This is a genomic window from Bradyrhizobium sp. S3.3.6 (assembly GCF_040546905.1).
Classification (GTDB): Bacteria; Pseudomonadota; Alphaproteobacteria; order Rhizobiales; family Xanthobacteraceae; genus Bradyrhizobium; species Bradyrhizobium cytisi.
In genome coordinates, this window is the sequence record NZ_JBEPOT010000005.1 from 385,848 (window position 1) to 397,661 (window position 11,814).

Consider the following 11,814-nt stretch of genomic DNA (forward strand, 5'->3'; position numbering starts at 1 on the left):
CCCACTTGGAATTGCGCGAATTTCGCGGCTAATGGCCGGAAATGAACGCATCTCACCAGGCGATAGTGGAATCATGTCAAAGCGCGGACCTGCCGCTTCCAAGAAGCTCCTGACCGGCCTGATCGGCGCGCCGATCGCGCATTCCGCCTCTCCCGCCATGCATGAGCGCGCTGCCGAGGCCCTCGGCCTGCGCGGCCATTACCAGCTCATCGAGGTCGCCGGCGCTGACGCGACCGCGCTCGGCATGATGCTGGAGGGCGTGCGGCGGCTCGGCTTTGCCGGCGTCAACGTGACCTTTCCCTACAAGGAAGCGGTGGTCCCGCTGCTCGACGAGCTGGCGCCGGCTGCGGCCGCCATGGGCGCGGTCAACACCGTCGTCGTCAAGGACGGTCGCCTGATTGGCCACAACACCGACACCACGGGCTTTGCGCACGCCGTCACGCCGCTGCTGGCGCCCACCGGAAATGCGGTTGCCGTGATCGGCACCGGCGGCGTCGGCAAGGCGATCGCCTTTGCGCTGGCGAGCCTGAAGGTGGCTGACATCCGCATCTTCGACAGTGAACCGGCGCGGGCCGAAAGACTCGCCGCGCTGCTCGCCAAACAGGGTGGCGCCAGGGTGGCCACGAGCGTCGAGGACGCGCTCGACGGCGCCACCGGCCTCGTCAACGGCACGCCGGTCGGCATGCTCCCGAACCGGGAAACGCCAGTCGCGCCGACGCTGCTGCGTGAAAACCTGTGGGTCGCCGACGCCGTCTATTCGCCGCTGATCACACCGCTCCTTGCCGCAGCGCAAGAGAAGGGCGCGCGGATCATGACCGGGCGAGAGCTTGCGATCTACCAGGCTGCCGACGCCTTCGAACTGTTCACGGGCCTTGCGCCATCGACCGAGGTCATGGGAGAGGCATTTGACGCCGTGATGGCCGCGCGCAGCGCCGCCTATCGGGCAGCTTGAGGCGAAGCGGCCGGACACAAGGCCGCGGGCAACATCAAAATCAATAAATGGGAGGAGAGACCATGAAATCGACCCTACTGGCGGGCGCCCTGCTTGCCTTCGCCGCTGCAGCCGGTGCCCACGCGCAGGCAATCAAGCTCGCCGACGTCGCCGAACTGTCAGGTGGCGGTGCCACCGTCGGCACCAATTGGAAAAACGGAATCGACCTCGCGATCGAGGAGATCAACGCCAAGGGCGGCGTGCTCGGCCGCAAGCTCGAGGTCACCCATGCCGACTCGCAGTCCAACCCCGGCGTGGCGCGCGCGCAGGTGCAGAAGGCGCTCGACGCCGAGCCCTATGTGCTGCTCGGACCCGGCTATTCCGGTTCGGTAAAGGTGACCGCCCCGCTCGCAGCCGAAGCCGGCATCGCCCAGATCATGGGAGGCGAAGCCGCCGAGCTGACCCAGGCCGGCAACAAGTTCCTGTTCCGCACCTCGTTCGGCCAGCAGTCCTCGATGCCGAAGGTCGCAAAGTACATCCACGACGACATGAAGGCGAAGTCGGTCGCGGTGGTCTGGGTCAACAATGACTTTGGCCGCGGCGGGCGCGACGTCGTGGTCAAGGAGCTGGAGCGGCTCGGCTGCAAGGTCGTCGCCGATCTCTCCACCGAGGCGGGCCAGGCCGATTTCGCCGCCGACGTCGGCAAGATCAAGGCCGCCAACCCGGACGCCGTGTTCGTCTATCTCAACGAGGAAGAGAGCGCGCGTATTCTCAAGGAGCTGAAGCGCCAGGGCGTCACCGCGCCGCTGATGGGTGAGACCACGCTGATCGGCCAGAAGGTGATCGAGCTCGCCGGCGATGCCGCCAACGGCGCGCGCGGCCATGTCGGCCTCACCACGGATGCCCCGGTCGACCTGATCAAGGGATTCCGTGACCGGTTCTCGAAGAAGTACAATTACGTTCCCGATCATAACGGCCTGAAGGGCTATCTCGCCGTCTACATGGTGAAGGCCACCACGGAGAAGATGGGCAAGGTCGATTCCAAGGCCTTCGCCGACACGCTGCACGGCCTGACCATCAAGGCCGCGGACGAGCCGGGCATTTTGATGGACGTCACCTTCGATGCAAACGGCGACATCGACCGGCAGAGTTTTCTGGTCGAGGTGGTCGAAGGCAAGCAGGTCGTGAAGCAGGTGCTGCCGAAGATGAAGTGAGGTGCTTCTTTTCTCTCCTTCCCGGGGAGTTCTTCTCCCTCGCCCCACTCTTCGCGGGGAGAGATCTTTCGTCTCCCTCTCCCCGCCCTTCGCGGGGAGAGGGAGAAGAAAGAGAGACGGGGGAGACGGAGACGACATAGCAGGACGAGGGACACGCGAGGCAATAATGTCCAATCTGTTCGATCTTCTGGTCGCGGGACTTGCCACCGGCGCGATCTACGCGCTGGTCGCGGTTGGCTTCACGCTGCTGTGGCAGACCTCGCAGACCATCAATTTCGCACAAGGCGAGTTCGTGATGCTGCCCGCGTTCTTGATGCTGGCGGCGATGCATGTCGGCGCGCCGTTCTGGCTCGCGATCATCCTTGGTATCGTCCTGTCGATGATCCTGCTTGGGCTGGCCTTCAAGATACTGCTGGTCGATCCGATGATGCGCCATGGCGTGCTGCCGCTCGCGATCGCGACCATGGCGCTGGCGATCGGCATCAAGGAGGCCGTCAAGCAGTTCTTCAGCGCGGAGGCTTCGCCCTTTCCGTCGATCGTGCCGACCGGAGACATCTCCATCCTCGGCCACGCCGTGTCGCTGCAGAGCATCGGCGTCCTCGTCGTCGCCATCCTTGCCGTGTTCGGCCTGACCACGCTGCTCAACCGTACCTCGCTTGGCCACCAGATGCAGGCGGCAGCCCAAAACCCAACCGTTGCGCGCATCATCGGCGTGCCGGTCGAGCGTATGATCCTGCTAACCTTCCTGATCAACGCCTTCCTGGTCGCGCTGGCTTCGCTGCTGATCACGCCGATCTATCTGGCAAAGTTTTCGAGCGGTGAAGTGCTGGGCCAGGCTGCCTTCATCGCCGCGATCGTCGGCGGCTTCAACCAGGTGCGCGGTGCGATCGCCGGCGGCCTGTTGATCGGCGTGCTCGACAATCTCGCGGCGTCCTATGTCTCGACGCAATACCGCGCGGCCGTGCCGCTGATCTTCCTGATCGTGGTCATCCTGTTCCGGCCGCAAGGACTGCTCGGCCGCCCCGAGGAGCGCACGGTATGAGCGGCTTCGCCAAACCCCTGAAGATCGCGCTCGGCCTCATTGTCATTGCCGGCCTGATCGTCATTCCCATGAACTTCAACCGCTACGGCCTGTTCATGCTGAGCCAGTGGGCGGTGATGACCATCGCCGCGATGGGGCTGAATCTCACGCTTGGTTATGCCGGGCAGGTTTCGCTGGCGCAGGGCGCTTTCGTGGGTATCGGCGCCTATGCGGCCGCGATCATGACGACGCATGGCTGGCCGCTGCCGGCCGCGATTGTCGTCGCGATCGCCTTAAGCTTCGCGGTCGGCTGGGTGCTCGGCTATCCCGCGCTGCGCGTGCAGCACCACTACCTCGCCTTCGTCACGCTTGCCTTCTCCACCCTCGCCTTCCTGGTGTTCCGCAACGAGAGCTGGCTCACTGGCGGCATCTACGGCATCTCCAACATTCCGCGGCCGCATGTCTTCGGCATCGCGACCAACAAGCCGCTGCCATTCTACTATATCTGCCTCGGCTCGCTCGCCATCGTGTCCGTCGCGGTCTGGTGGCTGATTCGTTCGCCCTGGGGCCGCGCCTTCATGGCACTGCGTGAAAATCCGCTGCGTGCGCAATCGCTCGGCATCGATACCCGCCGCTACACGCTGATGGCCTTTGCGATCGGCTCGGCGCTCGGCGGCGTCGCCGGCGCGCTCTATGCGCCGCTGACGCAATATATCGACCCTGTGCCGTTCAACCTGTCGCTGTCGCTCGATCTCCTGATGATGGTGATCGTCGGTGGCGCCGGCTTCTATTTCGGCCCGTTCCTCGGCGCGATGATCGCGGTGCTGCTGCCGGAATGGCTGCGCTTCACGGAAGGGTATTATCTGATGCTCTACGCGATCGCGGTGATGGGACTTCTGATCTGGTCGCCGACGGGCATCCTGGGAATCCTCGACCGCACTATGGCCGCACGGCGCACCAAGGCAGCCTCCGAGCTGCGCGCCGTCGCCAAGTCCCGCCTGGAGACGGCGCAATGAGTGCGGTCCTCGAAGTCACCGACATCAAGAAGAGCTTTGGCGGCATCACTGCGGTCGACGGCGTCTCGTTCGATGTTCGCGAGGGCGAGATCCTCGGCCTGATCGGCCCGAACGGCTGCGGCAAATCCACCCTGTTCAACTGCATCCTCGGCCAGCTCACGCCATCAGGCGGCGAGGTCAAGCTCGACGGCAAGGTCGTCACGGGCTTGCGCCCCTCCGAGCTCAACAAGCTCGGCGTCAGCCGCACCTTCCAGCTCCTGCAGGTGTTTCCAAAACTCTCGGTGCGCGAGAACCTGATCCTCGCAGGCCAAGAGCATCAGGGCAACATGGCCTCGCGCCTCGTCGGCCGCTCCGATGCCGGGCTGACCGACACCGCCGACCAGATGATCGGCTTCTTCAAGCTCGATCATCTCGCCGAGGAACCTGCCGGCGGCCTCTCCTACGGCCAGCAGAAGCTGCTCGACGCTGCCATGGCCTTCATGGGCGGGCCGCGCCTGGTGTTGCTCGACGAGCCCGCCGGCGGCGTCAATCCGACGATGCTGTCGGATCTGAAGGAACGCCTCGTCGCGATCAACCGCGAGAAGAATGCGACCTTCGTCGTGATCGAGCACAACATGGAGTTCGTGATGTCGCTGTGCTCGCGCGTGATAGTGATGGCGGAAGGCAAGGTGCTGGCGATGGGGCGGCCGGACGAGGTGCGCAAGAACCCCGCCGTGATCGAAGCCTATCTCGGACATTAGGGAAAGCGAGCCATGAGCGATCCGATCCTCTCGGTTCACAACCTCGTCGGCGGCTACGGCAAGATGACGATCCTGAACGGCACGACGTTTTCGGTGCCGCCGGCGACCATCACCACGATCATCGGCCCGAACGGCGCCGGTAAATCCACCGTGTTCAAGGCGATCTTTGGCCTGCTCAAGCTGCGCGAAGGCAAGATCAATTTTGCCGGCCGCGACGTCACCAATTTGAGCCAGCGCGCGCTGCTCAACGCCGGCATCTGCTATGTGCCGCAAGGCCGCAACATCTTTCCGGAACTGTCGGTCCGCCACAACATCGAGCTCGGCGGCGTCGCGGCAGGCAAGGACATCGACCTGCCGACGCGCATCGAGGCCACGCTCGACCTGTTCCCCGCGCTCCGCCGCAAGTCGGCACAGCAGGCCTCGACGCTCTCCGGCGGCGAGCAGAAGCAGCTCGAGATCGCCCGCTCGCTGTTGCTCGAACCAACGCTCGTGCTGGTCGACGAGCCCTCGATCGGCCTGTCGCCGCTGATGGTGCAGCAGACCTTCGATATTCTGAAGAGCCTGCGTGAGCGCGGCGTCACCGTCCTGATGATCGAGCAGAACGCGCGCTCGGCGCTGGAGATCTCGGATATCGGCATCGTGCTGGAACTCGGCCAGACCCGCATGGTCGACAAGGCTGAACGCATTTTAAACGATCCGCGCATCGGGCAATTGTTCCTGGGTGGCGCCATGGAGGAGAGTGCGGCATGAACAAACGCTCCATTGCAACAGTCTCACTCAGCGGGGCCCTGGACGAAAAACTTCGCGCCATCGCATCCGCCGGCTTCGAGGCGGTCGAGATCTTCGAGAACGACCTGCTGTCGTTCGGCTCCGGCCCGCGCGACATCGCAAATCTCTGCAGGGACCTCAATCTCGAGATCTGCGCATTCCAGCCTTTCCGCGATTTCGAGGGCATGCCGGAGCCGCAGCGCTCGCGCAATTTTGCCCGCGCCGAGCGCAAATTCGATCTGATGCAGGAGCTCGGCACCGATTTGCTGCTGATCTGCTCCAATGTCTCCCCTCACTCGCTCGGCGGTATCGACCGCGCAGCCGATGATTTTCGCGAGCTCGGTGACCGCGCCGCCAAGCGGTCTTTGCGCGTCGGCTACGAGGCGCTGGCCTGGGGCCGCCACGTCAACGACTACCGCGACGCCTGGGAGATCGTGCGGCGCGCCGATCATCCCGCGATCGGCGTCATTCTCGACAGCTTTCACGCGCTGGCGCCGGGCTTCCCGGTGCGGGCGATGGCCTCGATTCCCGGCGACAAGATCTTTCTGGTGCAGCTGGCCGACGCGCCAAAGCTCGAGCTCGACATCCTGTCGTGGAGCAGGCACTTCCGCTCCTTCCCCGGTCAGGGCGATCTGCCGGTCGGCGAGTTCATGCAGGCGATCGCGGCGACCGGCTATTCCGGGCCGTGGTCGCTGGAGATCTTCAACGACCAGTTCCGCGCCGGCTCGGCGGCGCAGACCGCGGTGGACGGCCTGCGCTCGCTGATCCTGTTGCAGGACCAGCTCGCCCCGGATTGGCCAAAGCTCGTCGGCGAGCCCCTGGCGCCGAAGGCCAAGAGCAGCGGCACGGGCTTCATCGAGTTCGCCGTCAACGAGACCAAGGCCGGCGAGCTCGCGCATCTGTTTTCACAGCTCGGCTTCCGCAGAAGCGGCAAGCATCGCAGCAAGGCGGTGGAGCGCTGGTCGCAGGGCAAGGTCGAGCTCGTGATCAATTGCGAGACCGACGGCTTTGCGCATTCGCATTACGTCACGCACGGTCCCGGCGTTTGCGCCATCGCGCTCGACGTCGATAATGCGGGGCTTGCCATGCAGCGGGCCGAGACGCTGAAGGCGCGCACCTTCTACCAGCCGGTCGGGCCGGGCGAGCTGGAGATCCCCGCGATCCACGGCGTCGGCGGCAGCCTTCTTTATTTCCTCGACCAGGTCGGCAAGAACTGGGACACGGATTTTGCGCCGATTGCGAGCGATACGAGCGCGGATGCCCTGCTCGCCATCGACCACATCGCGCAGTCGATGCCTTATGACGAGATGCTGTCCTGGCTGCTGTTCTACACCGGCATCCTCGACCTCAAGCGCCTACCGCAGATGGAGATCGCCGACCCCCGCGGCCTGGTGCAGAGCCAGGCCGTCATCAACGCGGACCAGAGCCTGCGCTTCGTGCTCAACGGCTCGTCCGCCAACCGCACGCTGCCGGCGCGTTTCATCTCGGAGTTTTTCGGCTCAGGCGTGCAGCATGTCGCGTTCGCGTGCGAGGACATCTTTGCCACCGTCGCCGCGATGCGCGCCCGCGGTGCGGACTTCCTGGATATTCCGGATAATTATTACGACGACATCGAAGCCAAATACGATCTCGCGCCCGATGTCATGGCAAAGCTCCGCGCCAACCACATCCTCTACGACCGCGAGGGCGACGGCGAATTCTTCCAGGTCTACACGCACATTTTTGATGAGCGGTTCTTCTTCGAGATCGTCGAGCGAAAGAATTATCAGGGGTTTGGTGCGGCAAATGCCGGGATCAGGCTAGCAGCGCAATCCCGAGAGGTCCGGCCCGCGAGCATGCCGCGGGTATAGGTCTTACCCTCTCCCCACTGGCTCGCCGCATAGCGGCGAGACGGGTCTTTCCTCAACCGCGATGCTGAATTTGCGGAGAGATACCCCTCATCCGGCGCTTCGCGCCACCTTCTCCCACAAGGGGAGAAGGGACAACGTCACCTGTGGCTATTTCATCGTGCACTTGTCGTGGAAGCGATCCTGGTCGTTCTCAACGATCGTCGCCACCGTCTTCAGCGAGAGCTGGCCTTCGGCGTCCTTGACTACGTCCTGCAGATAGAAGCTCTGCACCGGGATGTGGTTGTTGCCGTATTTGAAGGCGCCGCGCAGCGATTTGAAGTTGGCCTTCTCCATCTCGGCCTTCATCGCGTCCTTCTTGCTGGTGTCGCCCTTCACCGCGACGACCGCGCTATTGATCAGCTGGGCCGCGTCATAGGCTTGCGCACCGTAATAGGTCGGGCGCAGGCCGGTGTACTTCTTGCGATAGTCGGTGACGAAGCGCTTGTTCTGCTCGTTGGGCAAGTCGTTGACCCACTCCTGCGCGCCGGGAACGCCGAGCGCGTTCTCCTTCTGGAGCGGCAGCGACAGCTCGTCGACGGTAAAAGCGGTGTAGAGCGGCATCGTGCTCTTGAGGCCCGCCTGCGCATATTGATTGAGGAACTGCACGCCGGCCGGACCGGGATAGAACACGAAGATCGACTCGGCGCCCGAGGCGCGCGCCTTGGAGAGCTCAGCGGAGAAGTCGAGCTGGCTCGGCCAGACCGTGTATTCCTCGCCCTTGACCTCACCCTTGAACGTGCTCTTCACGCCCGCGAGCATGTCCTTGCCGGCCGCGTAGTTCGGGCCGATCAGAAACACGCTCTTGACGCCCTTCTGGTTCATGTAGAGGCCCATGGCGGCGGGCGTCTGGTCGTTCTGCCACGAGGTCGAGAACACGTAGGGCGAGCACAAATCGCCGGCGAGCTGCGACGGGCCCGCATTGGCCGAGATCAGGAAGGTCTGCGAGTCCACCGCGGTCTTGAGCGAGGCCAAGAGCACGTTCGACCAGATGTAGCCGGCGAGGAAATCGACCTTGTCGGATTGCACCAGCTTCTCGGTCTTCTGCTTGCCGACGTCAGGCTTCTGCCCGTCATCCTCGTAGATCACCTCGACTGGCTTGCCGTCCATCTTGCGGCCCATGTGGTCGAGCGCGAGCTCGAAGGAGTTGCGCATGTCGTTGCCGATCACGGCGCCCGGTCCGCTGAAAGTCGAGACGAAACCGATCTTGATGGTGTCGCCGGCGAATGCCTGATTTGCCAGCACCAGCGCCGCCGCGCCCGCCAGCCAGAATGCCATCTTCATAACCACTCCCCTCCTTATTATTGATCCCGGAAACGGGGTGATCGCCGCCCGGGTCTGTCTCTATTGAACGCAAAATCTGTCGGGCCGCCAATGGCTCGGCGCCCTCCCTTGCACCATATTTCGCCCCAAACGGCGATGGCAAGAAATATAATTCTACCTACTTCGGCCAAGACCGGTCCAAGGCTGCGGCGCTTTTTCGCGGGGGCCGGTCGATATGCCGAGCCTATTTCCGTGATTGATGACAGCTATTGGACCGCGGCGCCCAATCGGCACTTAAATGAGGAAATAGAGCAGCGAGATTCGAGGGTACATCATGACCACGACACCGCATCGCGTCGTCATCGTCGGCGCCGGCTTCGGCGGGCTGGAGACGACCTACCGGCTGGCGGGCGCGCCAGTCGAGATCACGCTGATCGACCGCCGCAACCATCATCTGTTTCAGCCGTTGCTGTACCAGGTCGCGACCGCCTCGCTTGCGACCAGCGAGATTGCCTGGCCGGTCCGCCATCTCATGCGCGACCGGCGCGAAGTGACGACGCTGTTTGCGACCGTCAGCGGCGTTGATGCTGCCAGGCGCTGCGTGCTGATCGACGACGGCAGCGAGGTGCCTTACGACACGCTGGTGCTCGCGACCGGCGCGCGGCATGCCTATTTCGGCCATGACGAGTGGGAGACATGGGCGCCAGGGCTGAAGACGCTGGAAGACGCGACCACGCTGCGCCGTCACATCCTGGTGGCGTTCGAGCGTGCCGAGCGCGAGACCGATCCGGCCAAGCGCGCGGCGCGGCTGACCTTCGTGATCGTCGGCGCGGGTCCCACCGGCGTCGAGCTTGCCGGCACCATCGCCGAGATGGCGCACCATACGCTGCCCGGCGATTTCCGTAACATCGACACGACGAAAGCGCGCGTCGTGCTGATCGAGGCAGGTGCGCGCGTGCTCGCGGGCTTTCCCGACGAGCTCTCGGCCTATGCGCAAGCGTCGCTCGAAAAGATCGGCGTCGAGGTCGTGCTGGGACAAGCCGTCACCGAGATCAATCGTGAGGGCGTCGTGTTCGGCGCCAAGCTGCTCGAGGCAAAGACCCGGATCTGGGCCGCCGGCGTGCGGGCCTCGCCCGCCGCGGAATGGCTGGGCGCACCTGCCGATCGCGCAGGGCGCGTGCAGGTCGAAGACGACCTGACGATTCCCGGCCATCCCGAGATCTTCGCGATCGGCGACACCATCAATATCAACGCCTGGGAAGGCAAGCCGGTGCCCGGCATCGCGCCGGCCGCGAAGCAGCAGGGCAAGCATGTCGCCGAGACCATCAAGGCCCGGCTGCGCGGCGAGAACAAGGGAGCGTTCCGCTACAAGCACGCCGGCAGCCTCGCCCAGATCGGCAAGCGTCTCGCGGTGATCGATTTCGGCAAGATCAAACTGCGCGGCACCATCGCGTGGTGGATCTGGGGCATCGCCCACATCTACTTCCTGATCGGCCTGCGCCACCGCCTCAGCGTGGCGCTGAGCTGGCTCTGGATCTACGCCCGCGACCAGCGCGCGGCGCGATTGATCACGCAGGGGAGCAGCAAGGTGGTGTAGGGGTGCTTCTCTCGCGTCCCGGACGCGGCGCGGCATGAAATGACGCGACGCAGAGCCGGGACCCAGCAGTCATGGGCCCCGGCTCTGCAGCGCGGCGCTACGCGCTGCACTGCGTCCGGGGCACGAGATCTACTTCGCCAGCTCGCACCCGCCCTCCGCCATCGGGCGAAACGCCTGCTCCGCGGGAATCGTCGAGACCAGCTTGTAATAGTCGTAGGGATATTTCGACTCTTCCGGCTTCTTCACCTCGAACAGATACATCGGATGCACGACGCGGCCGTCCTGGCGGATCGCGGTGTCGCCGAACAGTCTGTCCTTGCCCTTAAATTTCTTCATCTCGGGCACGACGTCCTTGGCATTGTCGCTGCCGGTCGCAGCGACCGCGTTGAGATAGACGAGCGTGGAGGCATAAACGCCGGCCTGGTTGCCGCTCGGCATCTTGCCGTTCATGCCGGGACGCGCGGCGAAGCGTTTTGCAAACGCGCGGGTGTCATCGTTCATGTCCCAGTAAAAGGCTTCCAAGAGCTGCAGGCCCTGCGCCACCTTGATGCCCATGCCGTGAACGTCGTTGATGAAGAGCAGGAAGGCGACGAGCTTCTGGCCGCTCTGCTGGATGCCAAACTCGGCGGCCTGTTTCACGGCGTTGATGGTGTCGCCGCCGGCATTGGCAAGGCCGATCACCTGCGCTTTCGAGCCCTGCGCCTGCAACAGGAACGAGGCGAAGTCGGAGGTGCCGAGCGGATGTCTTGAAGAGCCGAGCACCTTGCCGCCGTGGCCCTCGATGTATTTCTGCGCCTCCGCCTCGATGCCCTTGCCGAGTGCGTAGTCGACCGTCAAGAAATACCAGTCCTTGCCGCCGCGCGACATCATTGCCGCTGCCGTGGTGTTGCCGGTCGCCCAGGTGTCGTTGACCCATTGGATGGTATTCCGCGAGCACGCCTTGCCGGTGAGATCGGCGCTCGCGGTCGACGACGCCAGATACGTCATGCGGCTGTCGCGCAAGAGCGAGTTGATGGAGAGGCCGACCGCGGAGTTCGGCACGTCGACGATCGCATCGACGCCTTCGACGTCGAGCCATTTGCGCGCGATGGCGTTGCCGACATCGGCCTTGTTCTGGTGATCGGCATAGACGATCTCGACCTTGATGCCCTTAGCCCCGCCGTTGAAATCCTCGGCCGCCATGCGCGCGGCCTCGACCGAGCCCATGCCGTTGGTGTCCTGAAAAATGCCGGAGATGTCGTTGAGCACGCCGACGCGAACGACATTGTCGGATATCTCGGCGCTCGCGGCGCCGCCGATCAGGCTCGCAGCGAGCGCGAGCGTCCACTTCAAGTTCTTCATTGGTCCCTCCCCTTGATTGGTTTCGCCGCCGGCAGCG

10 protein-coding genes are annotated in these 11,814 nt (G+C 64.1%); 8 read left to right on the top strand and 2 right to left on the bottom strand.

Features of this window, described 5'->3' with window-relative positions:
• The first annotated feature begins 73 nt into the window (after nt 1-73).
• The 7 genes from ABID59_RS18250 (at nt 74) to ABID59_RS18280 (ending at nt 7,540) form a co-directional block, all read left to right on the top strand.
• Nucleotides 74-952, top strand: a complete 879-nt coding sequence (locus ABID59_RS18250) for a shikimate dehydrogenase (protein ID WP_354084252.1) — start codon at nt 74-76, stop codon at nt 950-952.
• Between the two features lie 62 nt (nt 953-1,014).
• Entirely contained in the window at nt 1,015-2,145 is a 1,131-nt protein-coding gene (locus ABID59_RS18255; RefSeq protein ID WP_354084253.1) for an ABC transporter substrate-binding protein, read from the top strand.
• 166 nt (nt 2,146-2,311) lie between these two features.
• Nucleotides 2,312-3,187 (top strand): branched-chain amino acid ABC transporter permease, encoded by an 876-nt coding sequence (locus ABID59_RS18260; protein WP_354084254.1) that lies wholly within the window; start codon nt 2,312-2,314, stop codon nt 3,185-3,187.
• Entirely contained in the window at nt 3,184-4,182 is a 999-nt protein-coding gene (locus ABID59_RS18265; RefSeq protein ID WP_354084255.1) for a branched-chain amino acid ABC transporter permease, read from the top strand. The genes ABID59_RS18260 and ABID59_RS18265 overlap by 4 nt, the downstream gene beginning before the upstream one ends.
• Nucleotides 4,179-4,922, top strand: a complete 744-nt coding sequence (locus ABID59_RS18270) for an ABC transporter ATP-binding protein (RefSeq protein WP_354031489.1) — start codon at nt 4,179-4,181, stop codon at nt 4,920-4,922. The genes ABID59_RS18265 and ABID59_RS18270 overlap by 4 nt, the downstream gene beginning before the upstream one ends.
• A 12-nt stretch (nt 4,923-4,934) precedes the next feature.
• Complete coding sequence (locus ABID59_RS18275) at nt 4,935-5,672, top strand: ABC transporter ATP-binding protein (RefSeq protein WP_354031488.1); 738 nt, start codon at nt 4,935-4,937, stop codon at nt 5,670-5,672.
• Nucleotides 5,669-7,540 carry a bifunctional sugar phosphate isomerase/epimerase/4-hydroxyphenylpyruvate dioxygenase family protein gene (locus ABID59_RS18280; protein ID WP_354084256.1) on the top strand — a complete coding sequence of 624 codons (1,872 nt, stop codon included), beginning with the start codon at nt 5,669-5,671 and terminating at the stop codon, nt 7,538-7,540. The genes ABID59_RS18275 and ABID59_RS18280 overlap by 4 nt, the downstream gene beginning before the upstream one ends.
• A gap of 147 nt (nt 7,541-7,687) precedes the next feature.
• On the opposite strand, the gene ABID59_RS18285 is transcribed toward ABID59_RS18280, so the two are convergent.
• A complete protein-coding gene (locus tag ABID59_RS18285; protein WP_148751005.1) occupies nt 7,688-8,860 on the bottom strand; it encodes an ABC transporter substrate-binding protein in 1,173 nt (390 codons plus the stop codon).
• Between the two features lie 313 nt (nt 8,861-9,173).
• On the opposite strand from ABID59_RS18285, the gene ABID59_RS18290 reads away from it, so the two are divergent.
• On the top strand, nt 9,174-10,436 hold the full coding sequence (locus ABID59_RS18290; RefSeq protein WP_354084257.1) for an NAD(P)/FAD-dependent oxidoreductase: 1,263 nt from the start codon (nt 9,174-9,176) through the stop codon (nt 10,434-10,436).
• Between the two features lie 129 nt (nt 10,437-10,565).
• Here the strand turns inward: ABID59_RS18290 and ABID59_RS18295 are convergent, their stop codons facing one another.
• Nucleotides 10,566-11,777 (bottom strand): ABC transporter substrate-binding protein, encoded by a 1,212-nt coding sequence (locus tag ABID59_RS18295; RefSeq protein ID WP_354084258.1) that lies wholly within the window; start codon nt 11,775-11,777, stop codon nt 10,566-10,568.
• Nucleotides 11,778-11,814 lie beyond the last annotated feature (37 nt).

Bases quoted from the DNA above. Each gene is read 5' to 3' on its own strand.
- ABID59_RS18295 (WP_354084258.1), bottom strand. From the start codon at position 11,777: ATGAAGAACTTGAAGTGGACGCTCGCGCTCGCTGCGAGCCTGATCGGC.
- ABID59_RS18255 (WP_354084253.1), top strand. From the start codon at position 1,015: ATGAAATCGACCCTACTGGCGGGCGCCCTGCTTGCCTTCGCCGCTGCA.
- ABID59_RS18275 (WP_354031488.1), top strand. From the start codon at position 4,935: ATGAGCGATCCGATCCTCTCGGTTCACAACCTCGTCGGCGGCTACGGC.
- ABID59_RS18250 (WP_354084252.1), top strand. From the start codon at position 74: ATGTCAAAGCGCGGACCTGCCGCTTCCAAGAAGCTCCTGACCGGCCTG.
- ABID59_RS18290 (WP_354084257.1), top strand. From the start codon at position 9,174: ATGACCACGACACCGCATCGCGTCGTCATCGTCGGCGCCGGCTTCGGC.
- ABID59_RS18285 (WP_148751005.1), bottom strand. From the start codon at position 8,860: ATGAAGATGGCATTCTGGCTGGCGGGCGCGGCGGCGCTGGTGCTGGCA.
- ABID59_RS18260 (WP_354084254.1), top strand. From the start codon at position 2,312: ATGTCCAATCTGTTCGATCTTCTGGTCGCGGGACTTGCCACCGGCGCG.
- ABID59_RS18280 (WP_354084256.1), top strand. From the start codon at position 5,669: ATGAACAAACGCTCCATTGCAACAGTCTCACTCAGCGGGGCCCTGGAC.
- ABID59_RS18270 (WP_354031489.1), top strand. From the start codon at position 4,179: ATGAGTGCGGTCCTCGAAGTCACCGACATCAAGAAGAGCTTTGGCGGC.
- ABID59_RS18265 (WP_354084255.1), top strand. From the start codon at position 3,184: ATGAGCGGCTTCGCCAAACCCCTGAAGATCGCGCTCGGCCTCATTGTC.